This window comes from Pedobacter hiemivivus (assembly GCF_004331685.1).
GTDB lineage: Bacteria > Bacteroidota > Bacteroidia > Sphingobacteriales > Sphingobacteriaceae > Pedobacter > Pedobacter hiemivivus.
In genome coordinates, this window is the sequence record NZ_SJSM01000008.1 from 69431 (window position 1) to 87133 (window position 17703).

General features: G+C 39.9%; 15 protein-coding genes. 8 read left to right on the forward strand and 7 right to left on the reverse strand.

The features are described from left to right. The first annotated feature begins 96 nt into the window (after window positions 1-96). The gene (locus tag EZ444_RS14220) at window positions 97-1047 is read left to right on the forward strand and encodes a hypothetical protein (protein WP_131609844.1); all 951 of its coding nucleotides are present in this window, start codon (window positions 97-99) and stop codon (window positions 1045-1047) included. On the opposite strand, the gene rodA is transcribed toward EZ444_RS14220, so the two are convergent. The 6 genes from rodA to purH form a co-directional block, all read right to left on the reverse strand. Next, entirely contained in the window at window positions 1040-2305 is a 1266-nt protein-coding gene (gene rodA, locus EZ444_RS14225) for a rod shape-determining protein RodA (protein WP_394347789.1), read from the reverse strand. The two genes, EZ444_RS14220 and rodA, sit on opposite strands and share 8 nt — an antisense overlap. Further along, on the reverse strand, window positions 2305-4260 hold the full coding sequence (mrdA, locus tag EZ444_RS14230) for a penicillin-binding protein 2 (protein ID WP_131609846.1): 1956 nt from the start codon (window positions 4258-4260) through the stop codon (window positions 2305-2307). Before mrdA ends, rodA begins: the two co-directional genes overlap by 1 nt. Further along, window positions 4260-4775, reverse strand: a complete 516-nt coding sequence (locus EZ444_RS14235) for a rod shape-determining protein MreD (protein ID WP_131609847.1) — start codon at window positions 4773-4775, stop codon at window positions 4260-4262. Before EZ444_RS14235 ends, mrdA begins: the two co-directional genes overlap by 1 nt. Continuing rightward, complete coding sequence (gene mreC, locus EZ444_RS14240; protein ID WP_131609848.1) at window positions 4768-5604, reverse strand: rod shape-determining protein MreC; 837 nt, start codon at window positions 5602-5604, stop codon at window positions 4768-4770. The genes EZ444_RS14235 and mreC overlap by 8 nt, the downstream gene beginning before the upstream one ends. Before the next feature lie 72 nt (window positions 5605-5676). Next, complete coding sequence (locus EZ444_RS14245; RefSeq protein WP_012780976.1) at window positions 5677-6699, reverse strand: rod shape-determining protein; 1023 nt, start codon at window positions 6697-6699, stop codon at window positions 5677-5679. A gap of 87 nt (window positions 6700-6786) precedes the next feature. Then, window positions 6787-8313: a bifunctional phosphoribosylaminoimidazolecarboxamide formyltransferase/IMP cyclohydrolase gene (purH, locus tag EZ444_RS14250; protein ID WP_131609849.1), complete on the reverse strand. Its 1527-nt coding sequence runs from the start codon at window positions 8311-8313 to the stop codon at window positions 6787-6789. Window positions 8314-8774: 461 nt separating this feature from the next. On the opposite strand from purH, the gene EZ444_RS14255 reads away from it, so the two are divergent. Then, window positions 8775-8984, forward strand: a complete 210-nt coding sequence (locus EZ444_RS14255) for a hypothetical protein (protein ID WP_131609850.1) — start codon at window positions 8775-8777, stop codon at window positions 8982-8984. A 3-nt stretch (window positions 8985-8987) separates the two neighbouring features. On the opposite strand, the gene purN is transcribed toward EZ444_RS14255, so the two are convergent. Beyond that, window positions 8988-9566, reverse strand: coding sequence for a phosphoribosylglycinamide formyltransferase (gene purN, locus EZ444_RS14260; RefSeq protein ID WP_131609851.1), 579 nt, complete (start codon window positions 9564-9566; stop codon window positions 8988-8990). A gap of 311 nt (window positions 9567-9877) precedes the next feature. Between purN and EZ444_RS27230 the strand changes: the two genes are divergently transcribed. From EZ444_RS27230 to EZ444_RS14285, 6 genes are all read left to right on the forward strand, one after another. Continuing rightward, window positions 9878-10051: a hypothetical protein gene (locus EZ444_RS27230; RefSeq protein ID WP_165503618.1), complete on the forward strand. Its 174-nt coding sequence runs from the start codon at window positions 9878-9880 to the stop codon at window positions 10049-10051. Window positions 10052-10393: 342 nt separating this feature from the next. Next, window positions 10394-11692 carry a peroxiredoxin family protein gene (locus EZ444_RS14265; protein WP_131609852.1) on the forward strand — a complete coding sequence of 433 codons (1299 nt, stop codon included), beginning with the start codon at window positions 10394-10396 and terminating at the stop codon, window positions 11690-11692. 3 nt (window positions 11693-11695) lie between these two features. Next, complete coding sequence (locus EZ444_RS14270; RefSeq protein ID WP_205945270.1) at window positions 11696-13006, forward strand: peroxiredoxin family protein; 1311 nt, start codon at window positions 11696-11698, stop codon at window positions 13004-13006. A gap of 48 nt (window positions 13007-13054) precedes the next feature. After that, window positions 13055-13690 carry a YceI family protein gene (locus EZ444_RS14275; RefSeq protein ID WP_131609853.1) on the forward strand — a complete coding sequence of 212 codons (636 nt, stop codon included), beginning with the start codon at window positions 13055-13057 and terminating at the stop codon, window positions 13688-13690. Window positions 13691-13748: 58 nt separating this feature from the next. Further along, window positions 13749-14708, forward strand: coding sequence for a cytochrome-c peroxidase (locus EZ444_RS14280; RefSeq protein ID WP_205945271.1), 960 nt, complete (start codon window positions 13749-13751; stop codon window positions 14706-14708). Window positions 14709-14918: 210 nt separating this feature from the next. Continuing rightward, window positions 14919-17687: a TonB-dependent receptor gene (locus EZ444_RS14285; RefSeq protein WP_131609854.1), complete on the forward strand. Its 2769-nt coding sequence runs from the start codon at window positions 14919-14921 to the stop codon at window positions 17685-17687. Window positions 17688-17703: the final 16 nt, after the last annotated feature.

Genomic DNA, 17703 nt, shown 5'->3' on the forward strand with positions numbered 1-17703 from the left:
CTTAATAGGATTTAAGAGCCCGCAATATCAGAATTTTGTAGTACTTTTGAACGTCAAGTTACCAACATAAAGGATCAATTCTTCCGTTATTACATTATGATGAACCAAGAGGATATTTTTAAAAAAGTAGGACAGATATTAATCGAACTTCAGGATCAATATGAGTTTTTAGCTCGAAATCCTAGTCAACTCAATGAGTTAGAATTGGAGCTCTTTCTGGCAAATGCAAACTTTTTATCAGATCATGTTCAGATTGTAAGAAAAATCAATAGCAATAAAGCTGTAAAAGCTATACCAGCACATACGGAAGATCAAAGCCCTGTTGTTGCTCAAGTGGTGGTTATCAAAGAATCGGAAGTAGCAAAAGAACCAGAAGTAGCGAAAGCGCCCGAAATAGCTAAGGAGCCTGAACTGGTTAAAGAACCTGAATTGCCTAAAGAAAAAACACTTGAGGAGCTTGAAGCTGAATATGCTGCCGCTAACGAGGAAGAGATAGCAGAAGAACCTGAACCTTTAAAGTTTGAGTTTTTGCTCAACAGTGAGCCCTTGACGGAGAAGTTTGAATTTGAAGAGCAATCTGTTAGCACGATTTTCGACAGGCCATTAAGCAAAGAGGAAGAAGAGATTATTGCTGCAAAGCAAAGGTTAAGAGACGGCCAGCTGCAACAAAAACCTATTGAAAAAATAGAACCAGAAAAGGAAACTCCCCAGATACAGGAAGCAGCCCCGCGTCCTACACTAAATGATATACTGGCAGGAAAAAGTAACTTTGCTACAAGTCTGAATGAAGAAAACAATAAAACTACCATAACGGATTTAAAACAGGCCATAAACCTAAATCAGAAATTGCTTTACATTAAGGATCTGTTTAACGGTTACAACCTTGCTTACGCAGAAGCGATCGATTTGATCAATAAAATGCCTGATTTTAAAACTGCCGATAATTTCTTGCAACAGAACTATGCTGTGAAAAATAATTGGACATCAAAGCAAAGTACTGTTGATCAATTTTATGAATTGTTAAACCAACGCTTCCCGGCTAAATAAAGCCCATCCGGTTAGAGTCTAACTTTAAAAAGATAAACAGCAATACGGTAAAGCTCCATAATGAAGATCCTCCGTAGCTGATAAATGGCAATGGGATACCGATTACAGGTATAATTCCTATGGTCATCCCTATATTGATAAATACGTGGAAGAAGATAATACAAGCCACACAGTAGCCATAAACCCTCGAGAACGAGGATCGTTGCCGTTCGGCAAGGTTAATCACTCTGAGGAGTAAAAATAGGTATAAGGCAATCACAACAAAACAGCCTACAAATCCCCATTCTTCTCCAATAGTAGAAAAGATGAAATCGGTACTTTGTTCCGGGACATAACCGTATTTGGTTTGTGTACCTTCTAAAAATCCACGACCGGTAAGTTGACCTGAGCCAATGGCTATTTTGGACTGATTTACATTGTATCCAGCACCTTTAGGATCAGTTTTAAGGCCAAGTATCAACTCAATACGCGTGCGCTGATGAGGTTGCAGTACATTTTCGAAGATAACCTTAGCAATAAACAGATAACCGATGGCAGCAAAAGTAATCACGCCAATCATAATCATCCGTTGCTGTTTCTTCTTATTAAAGTAGATAAACAATCCACCAATTGCCAAAATAGACGATATCAATACCCATGGCGCAAGAAAAAGGTTAAGGATGAACAAAAGTACCATTCCCCAAAATACAACCAGTAAATAGCCTGGTAAACCTTCCCTGTATAATGGGAACATAAAGGAAAGAAATACCAACATAGAACCTGCATCTGGTTGTAGCATGATCAGGCACATCGGAATCACAATGATTAGGGCGGCAATTAATACAGGCTTTAAAGTGTTTAGCTTTGGGTTAAAGGAGCTGATGTACCTTGCCAGCAAAAGAGCTGTACCAAATTTAGCGAGCTCGGAAGGTTGTAAACGAAAGGATCCTATAGGTATCCATGCCTGGTTCCCACCAACATTACGCCCAACAACGAGTACGACAATCAATAAGAGCATCGTAACACCATAAATGATGGGAGAAAATATGCTGAAAAATTTAGCGTCCAGTAATAATATAGATAAGCCCAGTACCAATCCAGTAATGATAAAAATTAGCTGCTTACCGTAATTGGTTGTGAAATTAAAGACTGTCGACTCCTCAGGATTATAGATAGAAGCATAAATATTCACAAAGCCAATGCCGCATAATGCAACATAGATCAGGATCGTAATCCAATCAACATTAAAGAAAAACCTGTTGCTGTTTTGCTGATTGATCATTGTGGAGGCGGAATAGGTGTGCTTGTTGTCGTTGTGTTATTTGTCGTAACCTGAGCTGGCGCAGGAGCTGCAGTTGCTGGTGCAACCGAATCTGTATCTTTCGCTTTTGGTTTAACTTTAGGCTTAGGTGGTGCCGGCAAAATTACTTGCTTCTTCATCCATTCAACCTCGGCAAGTTTGTTTTTAGGTAACTGACCTCTTAAATATTGTTCGGCAATATAGCTGGCCATAGGCGCAGCATATGTACTACCATAGCCAGCATTCTCTACAATTACGGCAATAGCGATTTTAGGATTGTCTCTTGGGGCAAAGCCAATAAACACAGAGTGGTTTTTACCACGTGGATTTTGTACAGTACCGGTTTTACCACACATCAGAATACCATCTATCCTGGATTGAATTGCTGTTCCCCATGGCGCATTTACAGCGTCCTGCATCCCATCAATCACTGATTCAAAATGTCTGGCTTCTACGTCAACATAATTCCTTTTAACGTATTCTTTTTTAATCACCCTGTTTTTACCAATGGCTTTTACCAGGTGGGGCTTAATATAATAGCCTCGATTGGCAATAATCGCCATGATATTGGCCATCTGCAATGGGGTAGCATCCATCTCACCTTGTCCAATGGCCAGGGAAATAACCGTACCATAATTCCAGTATTTACTGTATTTGCCAGAGTAGTAGGCTGCATCGTACAACCTGCCATTACGCTCAGAAGGAAGGTCGATTCCTAATTTTTCTCCAAGTCCAAATTTTTTGACCATCTTTTGCCAGGCATCATAAGCTACCCGTTGGTTTGGGAATTTACGCTGTGTAAGTAGTTTTTGAAACACATAACAAGCGTAAGTATTACAAGATCTGGCCAAGCCTTTCCGCAAGGCGATATTTCCATCTACGTGTTCGCATTTTACCGTATGGCCACCTACTTTGAAGTATCCTGGGCAGTTAAAGGTAGTGTTTGGATCAATTACACCTTCCTGAAGTCCCAGTAGCGCGTCTAAAGGTTTAAAGGATGAACCTGGTGAATAGTAACCCTGTATAGGCCTGATGTTGAACACCCTGTTAGGGTTTTTTAGCAGCTCCATATAGTTATTCCCTTGGTTTCTACCAACCATTAGGTTAGGATCGTAACTTGGGCTGCTTACAAAAGTAAGAATTTCTCCTGATGCAGGTTCTATGGCAACAATACTGCCTACCTTATTGTGCATCAATTCCTCTCCAAGTTTTTGTAGATTCAGGTCTAGTGACGAAATCAGCCGATCTCCAGAAACAGCTGCAGTATCAAATCGGCCTTCAGCATAACTTCCTTTAGGGACATTGCGGGCATCATAAAGCATATTCACTACACCTCGTTCACCTCTTAACAAAGTTTCGTAAGATTTTTCTACACCTGATTTACCAATATAATCGCCCGAACGGTAATAGCCTTCGGAGTTTTGTATGTCGAGCTTAGTTACCTCTTTAATATACCCAAGGAAATGAGCAGCTACACTATCAGGATAATGTCTAATGGTTCTACTTTGTACAAAAAAGCCCGGAAAGCGGGATAATTGCTCCGATAAGGTCGCATAAACTTGTATAGATAATTGACGCTCAAAAATACTTGGCTGATACCTTGACTGGGCACTGGCTTTATTGAAGTTTCGGTTAAAGCGTTCCATGTCGATGTTTATAATGCGACAAAGAGCAGCCGTATCAAAGCGCTTTACCTGGTTGGGAATAACCATGAGGTCATACACCGCTTCATTTTGAGCGAGCGCCTTTTCATTTCGGTCGAAGATAACACCACGGGCTGGAAAAGTATAAATCTTACGCAATACATTACTCTCCGCAGAGATGAAGTATTTATCGGTAGCTACCTGTATGTAAAAAAGTGTTCCAAGTAAAATTAAGCCAATAACAATGAATAATCCTTGTATAGTATATTTCCGATTAAACAGATTATCCATTAGCGCATTTTTCTATTATAGAATATAAACTCTATCAATACAACAGTAAACAAGGTAAATATAATGCTAAAAAAGCACCTCAACAAAGTGTAAGAAAACTCTGCTAATCTAAAAGTTTCTAGAAAGAAAAGTACCAGATGATGGGCTGTAGTACATAAAAGCGCATAAATGATAAACCATTTAAAGCCCATATTACCCAATGTAGGTTCGGGTTCATCAAAACCATCCCGGCTCATCGTTACCGAAATAAACAAAATCCTTACAAAGGCCAGTGCTACACAGGCGGCTGTATGTACACCAAGTGTATCATAAAAAGCATCCAGCGTTAATCCAGTCACAAAAGCAATTAGATATAACAACAGATTTGGGGTGCTAAACGGAACCAGTAAAAGGAAGATAATGTACACAAAAGGGGTGGCCATATTATAAAAACTCAAATTCCTTAGCAAAAGGATTTGAATCAAGAGTAGCACAAACCACCTAACTATATTTACCAATACTAATCTGCTATTCATGTGGCAACTTTGCTTCTAATTCTTTTTGTTCTACGGCGTATTTATCAAGAATAACGTACACATATTGCAAAGTACTGAAATCATTGAAAAGTTTTATTTCTATGGACATGAAATTGTCGCCGGTTGCTACCGCAGTATTGGTTACCACTCCCACAGGAATACCTGGAGGAAAGGAAGAAAAACCTGAAGTAATGATGGTGTCCTTAAGATTAATCTTAAAGTGATTTGGAATTTCTTTTACAAAGGCTTTTCTGTAATCTGAATTGCCAATACCCCATACCAAAGATCCCAGTGCATCGCTCTTTTTAATGTTCACACTGACTTTAGTGTCTTTATGCAATAAAGAGCGGATGGTGGAAAGATGTTCAGAAACATCCATCACAAAGCCTACAACACCTTTACCTGGTGATATGACAGGCATATCAGGTGCAATTCCATCTGCACTTCCCTTATTGATCGTGATGACATTATTGCGCAGCGTAATTGAGTTTTTGATTACCCGGGCGGATAAATAAGTGTACTGTGGATTATTAAGCGTGTCTTTAACTACAATTTTCTTCGCGCTATCAATATTTTTAAGGGTAAGCAGTTCCGTTTTCAGTTTGGCATTTTCAGCTGCGAGACTGTCGTTTACAGTTCCTAGCGTAATATATTTCTTTAAAACATTCAGGTTCTGATATACTTCACCTACGACCTCATTGGTAGAATTTACGGTTACACTGCGCTGATAGGCATTATTTTTTACAGTAAGGACAATGCCAATAGTGAAAAATATAATGAAAAAGAAAAATGCGTTATATCTGTTTAAGAAAATCCAAAGGTTACGCATATTCAGATAGATGTAAATAATGAAGGTTTCTAATATTCTTTAGAAACCTTCATTAAACTATTATTCATTTAATTATTGCATTAAAAATTTAAAACCGCCAATGTTCTTTAAGGCGATACCTGTTCCTCGAACAACAGCGCGAAGAGGATCTTCGGCCACATGCACAGGAAGCTTAGTTTTAGCAGCTACACGTTTATCTAATCCACGAAGTAACGCACCACCACCAGTTAAATAAATACCAGTTTGGTAAATATCAGCTGATAACTCAGGAGGAGTGATCTCTAGAGCTTTAAGGATTGCTTCTTCGATTTTCGAGATAGATTTATCCAGGCAATGTGCAATTTCAGTATAAGAAACGGTGATCTGTTTAGGAACACCTGTCATCAAATCCCTTCCTTGAACTGCAAAATCAGCAGGTGGATCAGCCAATTCAGGTAAGGCGGCGCCGACTTCAATTTTAATCTTTTCAGCTGTACGGTCACCAATCATGATGTTGTGCTGACGACGGATGTAGTTTACAATATCCGAATCGAAGTTATCTCCGGCAACGCGGATAGATTGATCACAAACAATACCAGACAAGGCAATTACTGCAATTTCAGTAGTACCACCGCCGATATCGATAATCATATTACCCATAGGCTCTTCCACATCAATTCCAATACCTACCGCAGCAGCCATTGGTTCGTGGATTAGGTATACTTCTTTCGCACCAGCAATTTCAGCTGAATCTCTTACTGCACGTTTTTCAACCTCAGTAATGCCTGAAGGAATACAAATCACCATTCTTAATGAAGGAAACATCCAACCTTTACCGCCGTTCAGCATCCGAATCATCCCTTTAATCATGGCTTCAGCAGCATTAAAATCTGCAATCACACCATCTTTCAAAGGTCTTACGGTACGAATATTATCATGGGTTTTACCTTCCATTTGCATGGCTTGCCTCCCAATCGCAATAATTTTATTTGTTTGTCTGTCAAAAGCAACGATTGACGGTTCATCAACTACTACTTTGTCATTATGTATAATCAAGGTGTTTGCCGTACCTAAATCGATAGCAACCTCCTGTGTAAACCAATTAAATAGACCCATCTATAGGTGATAATTTAAGTATTAATAATTCTATGTACTATATTAATGTAAAACTACGGCTTTTTATTGTATTCGTGGATAAATAAATTAGTGTTTGAAATGTCTAACACCAGTAGTAACCATGGCAATTCCTTTTTCATTAGCCATATTTATCGAGTCAGCATCTTTAATTGAACCACCTGGTTGTAAAACAGCAGTGATGCCAGCTTCGGCAGCAATTTCAACACAATCCGGGAAAGGGAAAAATGCATCAGAAGCCATAACTGAACCTTTTAAGTCGAAATTGAAAGCATCAGCTTTAACAATTGCTTGTTTTAAGGCATCAACTCTGGAAGTTTGACCAACACCACTTGATAATAACTGATCATTTTTAACAAAAACGATGGTGTTTGATTTGGTATGTTTTACAATTTTATTAGCGAAATATAGGTCTTGTAATTCTTGTGCGGTAGGTGCTTTTTCAGTTACAGCTGTCATTTGTTCAGGACCTTCGATAATTAAATCTTTATCCTGCTCAATTACACCATTTAATAAAGTTTTAAACTGTTTTTTGCTCAGCTCAATCTCGTTACGTTGTAAAATTACTCTGTTCTTTTTAGCGCGGAAAAGCTCAACAGCCTCTGGTTGATAAGAAGGAGCGATCAAAACTTCAAAGAATAATTTGTTGATCTCAGTAGCGGTAGCTAAATCAATCTCTCTGTTGGCAATCAATACACCGCCAAACGCTGAAACTGGGTCGCAAGCAAGTGCAACGTTCCAAGCTTCTAAAATGGTTGCTTTTGAAGCTACACCACAAGCATTGGTATGTTTTAATATCGCGAAAGTTGGTGCTTCAAACTCATCAATTAAAGCGACAGCAGCGTCCACATCAACCAAATTGTTGTATGAAAGTTCTTTTCCGTTTAATTTGGTAAACATGGCATCCAGATCACCATAAAATACACCTTGTTGGTGTGGGTTTTCACCGTATCTTAAAGATTGTGCCTGGTTGATACTGTGTTTAAATACGTTTAACGGCTCTTCATTGTTGAAGTAATTGAAGATCGCAGTATCGTAATGAGAAGAAGTATGGAATGCTTTTTTAGCAAAAGCTTTACGTTGTGCTAAAGTTGTTTCTCCATTTTGCGCCTCTAACTGTGCTTGTAAAGTCGAGTAATCATCTTTAGATGCCAAAATTACTACGTCATTAAAGTTTTTTGCAGCAGCTCTGATTAGAGAAATACCACCAATATCTATTTTTTCGATGATGTCTGATTCAGAACCACCGGCTTTAACAGTTTCTTCGAAAGGATACAAATCAACAATTACTAAGTCAATTTCAGGGATTTCATATTGTGCAATCTGCTCCTGATCTGATCCTAGCGCTCTACGGTTTAAAATACCACCAAAAACTTTAGGGTGTAATGTTTTTACTCTTCCACCTAAAATTGATGGGTAACCTGTAAGGTCTTCAACAGCTGTAACAGGAATATTCAAGTCTTTAATAAACTGTTCGGTACCTCCGGTAGAGAATAATTGTACACCTTGCTCGGCAAGTAAGCGAACTAATGGTTCTAAACCATCTTTGTAATAAACTGAAATTAAAGCGTTTTTGATCTTTATAGATTGACTCATTGGAGGAAAAAATTTGAGCCGCAAAGTTACCGGTTTTTCTTTTATTGTCAAATGTTTATTTATGGTATTGCTAACTAGGTTTTGTGGGGCCTAATTGTCCGACTAGTAGGCTTCTGTATCGGCTTTACTATGCTTTGTATACTCCTTTATTTTCATCCAACTTAAATATAGAATAACTTTATTTCAAGTCCATGTTTTTACGTAAATACATGGACTTGAAATGGACTCACTATGGACTTACTATGGAGTTTGATAAAAGCGTCTACGAACGATTTCCCATGTGTGTATAGCGAAACCCGTATTTGTCTTATACTTGTCTTATTCCTTTTTTACGTAAAAAATGATTAAATTCATGAAAGTATTTAATATCTGGATATAAATTGTGCACACTGTCATACTAAAGGCGGCGATGCTTACAATACAGGCTTGTTTTAGAATAGGAGCAAACTAATCCCAATCATTTGGGAATAGGAAAAGTTCCCGTTTCTGCTGGTGGTGGTGCAGGTGGACTTGATTATGATATTATACCAGGGGATGCCACTCATTCTATGTTATTTTATAGCATGAATAGTACTGAGCCTGGCACTGCAATGCCAGAACTGGCACGCACAGTAATTCATAAAGAGGGAGTTAAACTGATCCGCGACTGGATAAACAGTATGCCGAAGTAGTTTTTACTTCTTTATCTTTTTCAAAATGCTCTCTACCACCTTTGGGTAGTGGAGGTGCTCTAATTGTTGACCTTTAAATTTGATCATCTCCAGATTGTCGTCTTTATCGATGCGGTATTTAGCCTGATAAATGTATTCCCCTTCATCATAATGTTCGTTTACATAGTGAATGGTGATACCACCTTCCGTTTCTTTGGCTTCCAGTACCGCGTTGTGCACGTTGTCGCCGTACATGCCTTTACCACCAAATTTAGGTAAAATAGCAGGGTGGATGTTGACGATGCGACCAGGGTATTCAGCGATAAGATTTTTAGGGATCAACCATAAAAATCCTGCAAGTACAATTAGATCTATTTCCAGGTTTTTTAGCAGGTCGATGATGTTATCTGTCTGATAAAATTCATGCCTGTCAAACACATGAGAAGGAATTTCGAAGTTGTCGGCGCGTTGTAAAACATAAGCGTCAGGGTTATTGGTCAGCACCAAAGCGATTTCAACTTCCGTGCTTCGTTTAAAATGCTCCATTATTTTCTGGGCATTGGATCCTGATCCTGAGGCAAATATGGCGATGCGCTTCTTCATGAGGTTTTCAATTAGTATGATGTTTTTTGCAATAAAGCTATAATATGCCTTTTTATTGATGATCAAAGATAAAAATTTATCATTAGGTTCAAAGAGGTCGAGGGTATAGGAAAGCCTGAAGATATTGAGATTTATCAAGGTATTGTTGGGGTTTATTATTGTTGTTTTAGGTTTTGTTTTAAAAATAATTGGCTGTAATACAGGTGATTAAGTTAGGTTTTGCTTCTTTTTAAATAAATACTACTAAATTAGTAGATTATATTGTATGTTTGTATTGTAATAGTTCTTTAAGTTTTATTAAAACGACTACTATGATAGCTGAATATGAAATTACTTTATCGAATACCAGACCACTGTTGTGCCAGGGCGTAATGAACAAGGCATTTAATATAAATCCCGGATACCCTGATGCTTTAGATCAGAGAATATTATGGTGGTCGTGTATTCAAAAATCAAATGGCATCAGGCTATGCAGGAAAACATAAAATAAAAGATTAAGCTATTTCGTGTTTCAATCTAATTAATCACCACCATTAATTAGTTGATTTATAAAGGAGGATGAACGGAGTTCGGCATGAACCCGGTATCAGCCAGATTGAATATTATAAATTAACAGTATTAATTAAACCCAGGTGAGATGATTAACTCTACTTTTATCCTAACAGCTACGATAACTCATATGTGTGCTGTTCGATGTTGCCTTTTTATGGCTGCATAATTTTGCTCTGATCCAAATACCACCCCGGATCTTTTACCTCCACCGAGCAATACTTATTCATGAATAACCCCAAAAAAATTAACCTATTCACAATTAACTATTTTAAAAAATGGAGACTAAAAATTATTTGAAGGAGTTTAAGACCCTTACGGCTGCTCTTTTGTTTGGTGGTGCCGCCTTTGCAGGCACGGTAAAGCCCTTTCCTAAACAGGGGGTGTGGCGTGGTGTATTTAATGTGAGCGAATCGCAAGTCCCTTTTAATTTTGAACTTAAAGGGAAGGATACTAAAGATGCCGTATTTACTTTAATCAATGGCTCACGCCGTGATGACTTTCATGTAGAGCGTCGCGGGGTAGATTCTATCTACATTAAAATGAATACTTATGATGCCGCATTGGTTGCTAAAATAGAGACTGATGGTACATTAAGCGGTGAATACCGTAGCCTGGTTCCTGGTTTCAGAGGCAATTCTCTGCCTTTTACTGCAGAGCATGGTAAAACATACCGCTTTGTTGAGCCCGGTAAGGATGTTGCCCCTACACATAATATTTCGGGCAAATGGGAAATAAAAACTTATACAAAAGAGGCTGTTCCCGCTTCTATCGCTTTACTGAAACAGGTAGGGAATAAGTTAACCGGCGTAGTGATGACTGTAGTTGGTGATACCCGCGAATTGGAAGGCACTGTTCAGGGAAATGAATTTCAACTTTCAGGCTTTACAGGCCCAAGTCCTTTTATCATTAAAGGAATAATTAATGATGACAACAGTATTTCGGGTGAGCAGGGTTTCGGCATCTATAAAAACCTGAAGTTTGATGCCGTAAAAAATGAAAAGGTAGAACTGCCAGATCCTTATGCGCTTACCTTTCTGAAGCCTGGTGCCAAATTCGGATTCACTTTTCCTGACCTGAATGGTAAACAAGTGTCCTTAAGTGATGATAAATATAAAGGGAAAGTAGTCATCATCGAAACCATAGGTACCTGGTGCCCTAACTGTACGGACCAGACTGTATTTCTTTCTCCATGGTTTAAAAAGAATCAAAAACGTGGAGTTGAGGCTGTAGCCATAGGTTTTGAGCAGAAAGATGACCTTGAATATGCTAAATATACGCTGGGTAAGCTGAGAGATAAATATGAAATCACTTACGATATTCTGTTTGGTGGCATAGCCGATAAAAAAGTGGTTGCTGAAAAGCTACCGGCTTTAAATAAATTTATTGCCTTCCCTACTACGATTATCGTGGATAGAAAGGGAGAGGTAAGAGAAATTTATACCGGCTACACGGGGACAGTAACGGGAACTTATTACGCAGACTACGAGAAGAAATTTAATAAAGTACTGGATGAGCTGCTTGCGGAACCTGTACCAGCTGAATTTACCTCTTTATCTACTACTAAAAGCAAATAAATTATGAACTCAAAACTAATTAAACTGTCGGGCATTGCCATGGCGGGCCTGATCACTGTGTCTTCTTTTGGCGAAGAAAAACATTTCATCAAAAAACCGAAAGCTACATTTATTAAACAAGGCGTTTGGCGTGGTGTGTTTAAAGTAAGTGAATTTGAAGTGCCTTTCAACTTTGAGGTTAAAGGCAAAGATGCTGCGAGTGCCACTTTTACCTTACTGAATGGTACACGCCGGGATGATTTTCATGTGAAGCAGATAGCGCCAGATTCTATTTTTATCAAGATGAACACCTATGATGCGGCTTTGGTTGCTAAGATAGAAAGTGACGGGACTTTGTCTGGCGAATACCGTAGCCTGGTGCCGGGACTAAGAGGGAACTCCCTGCCTTTTACTGCGGAACAAGGAAAAACTTACCGGTTTGTAGCGCCAGGAAAGGACGTTGCACCAGTAACCGATCTTAGCGGGAAATGGGAGCTTAAAGGTTTTTCTAAAGAAGCCGTGCCTAATAAAATCGCGATTTTAAAACAAAAAGGGAATAAACTTACCGGTGTAATCTTGCAGGTTACAGGTGATAGCCGCGAACTTGAGGGGACTGTACAGGGCAATGAATTTGTACTTTCTGGATTTACCGGCCCAAGTCCGAAGATTTATCGTGGAAAGATCAATGAGGATGGAACACTTTCGGGTGAGATCAGTCAGGGTATTTATGACAACCTGAAATTTACAGGTGTAAAAGATCCCAATGCTGAACTGCCAGATCCCTATAAGCTGACTTTTTTAAAGGAAGGATACAAGAAACTGGACTTTACATTCCCGGATCTAACCGGTAAACCAGTTTCTTTAACAGATGATAAATATAAAGGTAAGGTGGTGATTGTGGAGCTGGTGGGTACCTGGTGCCCTAATTGCACGGATCAGACTATTTTTCTCTCTCCATGGTTTAACAAAAATAAACAGCGTGGTGTTGAAGCGATTGCTATAGGTTTTGAGCAAAAGGATGACCTCGAATATGGGAAATATACATTAGGTAAGCTGCGCGATAAGTATGATGTTAAATACGATATTTTATTTGGCGGACTGGCTGATAAAAGACTGGTGGCTGATAAACTCCCAGCATTGAACAAGTTTGTTGCTTATCCAACCACGATCATCATCGACCGCAAAGGCGAGGTGAGGGAAATTTATACCGGTTATACAGGGACTGTTACAGGTAAGTACTATGAGGATTACGAGAAGAAATTTAATAAGCTATTGGATGAGCTGATTGCGGAGCCTATTCCAACATCAACGGCTGCGGTATCACTAGGTAAATAACCATAAAATCACAATTAATCATAATTCAAACCACCAAAACAAAAAATCATGAATCGTTTACAGTATTTAGTTCTTATCGTTTTTGCAGTTTCATTAAGTGCGTTCCGCTTCAGTGCTGATCCGAAGCCTGCTAAAATTAACCGCGTGGCGGGCAAAGCCATTACCTATAAGGTAGATGAGCAGAATAGCAAGTTGACCTGGCTGGCTAAAAAGGTTACCGGCGAACATTCTGGCAATGTTAAAGTAACTGGGGGTTCGCTGGTGCTTGACAAGAATGTGTTAAAAGGCGGAAGTTTTGATATCGATACGCGAACCATTTCTGTTACGGATATTACCGATCCGGAAACAAATGGTAAGTTGTTGGGGCATTTAAAAAGTGATGATTTTTTTGCAGTAGAAAAATTCCCAGCTGCGAAATTTGTAATTACTTCCGTTACACCAACAGGGGCGGGGAAATACGATGTGAAAGGTAAACTGACCATTAAAGGTATTACCAATGATGTTGCTTTTCCGGCAACAGTTAAAGTTGATGGTAATAAAGTGCAGGCAGATGCAAAAATTACAATAGACCGCACTAAATATGGCATCAAGTTTAGATCGAAAAACTTCTTTGAAAATCTGGGCGATAAAACCATCTATGATGATTTTGACCTGAATGTAACATTGGCTGCCAATAAACAGTAAATATTGAGGAAGGGTATCTGAATTAAAACAGATACCCTTTTCAACTCAAACCACAAGAATGATGAAGAACAATAAAATACCTGTACTTCTTTTTTTAAGTCTATTGATCCTATTTCTGGTTGGTTTTCAGTCGGATGATCCTCGCGAATTGACAAGTAAAGAGAAGCTGGGAGAGAAGTTGTTTTTTGATCCCATTTTATCGAAGGACCACTCCATAAGCTGCGCTTCTTGTCACCGGCCAGAGTTTGCATTTGCGGATACTTCGGCAGTCAGCTTGGGGGTGTCGGGGACTAAAGGTGAACGCAATACGCCTAGTGTAACGAACCTGTCGGGCCGGCCAAACCTTTTTTGGGATGGCAGATCTGCATCACTCGAACATCAGGCGCTACAGCCCATTCAAAATCCTATAGAAATGAACTTGTCCATCGTTGAAGCGGTTAAGCGTTTAAATGACAATAACATTTATTCAGCAGCTTTTCAGCGAATTTTCAAAGGTCCTGCATCTGATAAAAATTTGTCTGCAGCCCTGGCGGCATACCAGCGTACATTAGAAACCGCCAATAGCCCTTATGACCATTATATTAATGGTGATGATCATGCCTTATCAGCTGCTGCCATTCGTGGCAGGATGTTGTTCATCGGCAAAGCCAACTGCAATACCTGTCATTCAGGTGAAGATTTTACGGCCGACAGGTTCAAGAGCATTGGTTTGTATAATGGTAAAGACCTTAATGACCCCGGCCGGTTTGCTGTAACTAAAGACAGTACTCACCTGGGGGATTTCAAAATACCAGGATTGCGTAATGTAGCACTTACAGCTCCATATATGCATAATGGGATGTTTAAGACACTAAAAGAAGTGATTACTTATTACAATGATCCTGATGCCATAGTGAAAAACGGTAAAAACCGTGACCTGGCACTGAGCAAGCCACTAGGTTTGAATGATCAGGAGATCTTGGATATTGAGGCTTTTCTTAGAACGCTTACCGATGATCGTTTTACCAAACTTAACTGATAATATATGCGCATAAACCTTTACATTTTCATGCTCCGCTTTATCTCTCAATACCTGTGTCCCCCTCAGGGGAAATCGTAAACTGACCGCCCGGCCATTTGTAATGGCTGATCATTAACACTTATTAAATCTTGTTGCATTGCCTGTATTGCAGGCAACGGCTACTCCTTTGCCTTTTTTTATTCCAACACTAAACCTCAATTAAAAGAAATGAAAATAAATATATATCTGCTCTTGCTGCTTGCCATCCTTATACCCGGAAGCCTGCTGGCACAGCAGCGAATCCTCACAGGAATCGTTACTTCGGCTGAAGATGGTCGGCCCATTCCAGGTGCATCTGTAATTATTAAAGGACTAAGCGGAGGTGCCATTACGAAGTCAGATGGTACATTTAAACTCATTGTCCGCAATGCAAAATACCTCGTTTTTTCCTTTGTTAGTTTTGAAACAAAGGAGGTGGAAATCGGTTCTGCCACTGATTTAAAGATCAGTCTGAAGCCAGTACACAGCGATCTTGATGAAGTGCAGATTGTCGGTTCACGTAATGCAGGGAGAACTAAATTGAACTCCGCAGTTCCTGTGGATGTGATCGATATTAAAAGTTTGCAGGAATCTGCACCTCAGGTAAGTATTACGCAGCTGCTGCAATATGTGTCGCCCTCTTTCCATTCTTCGGTCTCTGGAGGTGGCGATGCTGCTTCTGCAACTTCTACAGTACAGTTGAAAGGGCTGGGCGTTGATCAGGTGCTGGTGCTGATTAATGGTAAAAGGAGACATAAAAGTTCCAATATCAGTTGGGGTGGCCTGGGTAATGGTGCGACAGGATATGACCTGAATTCCATTCCGACTGGTTCCATTGATCGCATTGAGATTCTTCGTGATGGTGCCGCTGCGCAATACGGTTCTGATGCCATTGCAGGGGTAATCAATATTGTCCTTAAAAAAACTACAGACGAGCTCGCCTTTAATGCCACTGCAAGTACGCGCAGAAGGGGTGATGGTACAACTACCCGGACCAGCAGTAATTATGGCGTTAAGCTTGGTAGTAAGGGCGGCTTTTTAAATGTTACCGGTGAGTTTGCCACCCAGGCGGTTTCTCTGCCGGTAGGTAATGATGAGGCGGGACTATACATTGGGCCAGCTTATGGCGGTGGAGCAAATACAAGAGGTTTTGATCAGATCTACACGCGGGAAATAGATGATGTTATTTTGGCTGGCCGGGGTATTGATCGTCACTTTTTCGATCAGCGGGGTAGCACCAATAAAGCGATTGACGGTTTGCTCTTTTACAATGCTTCGGTTCCCCTGAAAGAAGGAGTTGAATTGTATTCGTTTGGAGGGATCAGTCATCGAAATTCACAGTTTACTGCGGTTTATCGCTTACCTGGCTGGACGGAGCGAAACAATACCTTCATCTATCCAGATGGTTTTTTGCCCGCGATGGATAATATCATCACCGATAAATCCTTTGCCTTTGGTTTAAAAGCGAAAGTGAAGGAATGGAATGTAGATCTTTCCAATGTATATGGAATCAATAGTTTCGGTAATGTGATCACCAATACGCTAAATGCCAGTCTGGGATTAAAAACACCCCGTAAATTTGATGCAGGAAGTTATAACGCCAGTCAGAATACCGCCAGTTTAGATTTTAGCCGCTATTTTGATAAAGTCCTAAAAGGCTTGAATGTCGCATTTGGTGGACAATACCGGGTGGAGACTTATCAGATCATTGCTGGCGAAGAAGGCTCGTATATCAAAGGCGACCTGCGGTCAATTTATGGTGTTGATTATACCACAGGTGGTATCCCGTATCTTACCAATCAGGGCAGTACACCACTTAATGGCCTTTCACCGGGATCCCAGGTTCATGCTGGTTTTAGACCAAGTAATGAAGTGAATGTAAATCGGTCTATCGCTGCTGGATATATTGATGTAGAATTAAATGTGACCAGTAAATGGTTGCTTTCGGGTGCTTTGCGTATAGAGAACTATTCTGAGTTTGGCAGTGTAACCACTTATAAAGGAGCAACACGGTATAGTTTTGCGAACTGGCTTGCGTTGAGGGGATCCATTAATACTGGTTTCAGGGCCCCGGATCTGGCGCAGTTTTATTATACAGAGACTTCGACTACATTCCAGAACGGAGTAGCTATAGATCAGGTAACCGCTAATAATGTTAACCCGGCCACAAGGGCCTTGGGCATCCCTGCGCTTAAGCCTGAGAAATCAAAAGGCTATACCGCTGGTTTTACTTCACAGCCCATCCCTAATGTGGGGCTGACCGTAGATGCTTATCAGATTGAGGTGGAAGATCGTGTGGGTAATACAGGTCGTTTTTCCGCTACGGATACCAATTTACCTGCTGATGTGAGAGCCTTATTTGTACAGACCGGAACAGTACAGGCTAAGTTTTTTTATAATTCGTTTAGTACAAGAACTAAAGGTGTAGAGCTTACTGGGAGTTATAAGTTTTTATTTGCCAATGGCGCCAATGCCAGTTTTGTGGCGGGGGCTAACTTTCAAAAGTCGGAGTTAACTAAAGTAAATACCCCAAAGGGGCTGGAGGCTTATCGTTATATCATTTTTGATGAATCTGAAAAGGCCAGGGTAACCAGTAACATCCCTGCTCAGAAGGTTACACTTCAGGGGACTTACAACTATAAGAAGTTTAATGCGCTGCTGCGGACAGTGTACTTTGGTAAAGTAACCAGTGTTTCGCAGCTGAATGCCAAATTCCCACAGCCGGATTATTATTATCAGACCTTCAGTCCGATATGGATTACAGATCTTTCTTTAGGGTATAAGATTACACCAACGCTGCTAGCTACTGTTGGTGCCAATAATTTATTCAATGTACTGGGAGATTACACCATTCCTGCACCAGGAAGTAACATTACCCGTAATCCTAGTCCAGGTGGTACACAGGCTGGTACAACTACAGGGATTCAGCCATTTGTAAGATTATCAGCAAGATTATAATAAAAACATAACCAGA

Bases quoted from the DNA above. Each gene is read 5' to 3' on its own strand.
- EZ444_RS14265 (WP_131609852.1), top strand. From the start codon at position 10,394: ATGGAGACTAAAAATTATTTGAAGGAGTTTAAGACCCTTACGGCTGCT.
- EZ444_RS14275 (WP_131609853.1), top strand. From the start codon at position 13,055: ATGAATCGTTTACAGTATTTAGTTCTTATCGTTTTTGCAGTTTCATTA.
- EZ444_RS14285 (WP_131609854.1), top strand. From the start codon at position 14,919: ATGAAAATAAATATATATCTGCTCTTGCTGCTTGCCATCCTTATACCC.
- purH (WP_131609849.1), bottom strand. From the start codon at position 8,313: ATGAGTCAATCTATAAAGATCAAAAACGCTTTAATTTCAGTTTATTAC.
- purN (WP_131609851.1), bottom strand. From the start codon at position 9,566: ATGAAGAAGCGCATCGCCATATTTGCCTCAGGATCAGGATCCAATGCC.
- mreC (WP_131609848.1), bottom strand. From the start codon at position 5,604: ATGCGTAACCTTTGGATTTTCTTAAACAGATATAACGCATTTTTCTTT.
- EZ444_RS14280 (WP_205945271.1), top strand. From the start codon at position 13,749: ATGATGAAGAACAATAAAATACCTGTACTTCTTTTTTTAAGTCTATTG.
- EZ444_RS14245 (WP_012780976.1), bottom strand. From the start codon at position 6,699: ATGGGTCTATTTAATTGGTTTACACAGGAGGTTGCTATCGATTTAGGT.
- mrdA (WP_131609846.1), bottom strand. From the start codon at position 4,260: ATGGATAATCTGTTTAATCGGAAATATACTATACAAGGATTATTCATT.
- EZ444_RS14270 (WP_205945270.1), top strand. From the start codon at position 11,696: ATGAACTCAAAACTAATTAAACTGTCGGGCATTGCCATGGCGGGCCTG.
- EZ444_RS14235 (WP_131609847.1), bottom strand. From the start codon at position 4,775: ATGAATAGCAGATTAGTATTGGTAAATATAGTTAGGTGGTTTGTGCTA.
- EZ444_RS14220 (WP_131609844.1), top strand. From the start codon at position 97: ATGATGAACCAAGAGGATATTTTTAAAAAAGTAGGACAGATATTAATC.
- EZ444_RS27230 (WP_165503618.1), top strand. From the start codon at position 9,878: ATGATAGCTGAATATGAAATTACTTTATCGAATACCAGACCACTGTTG.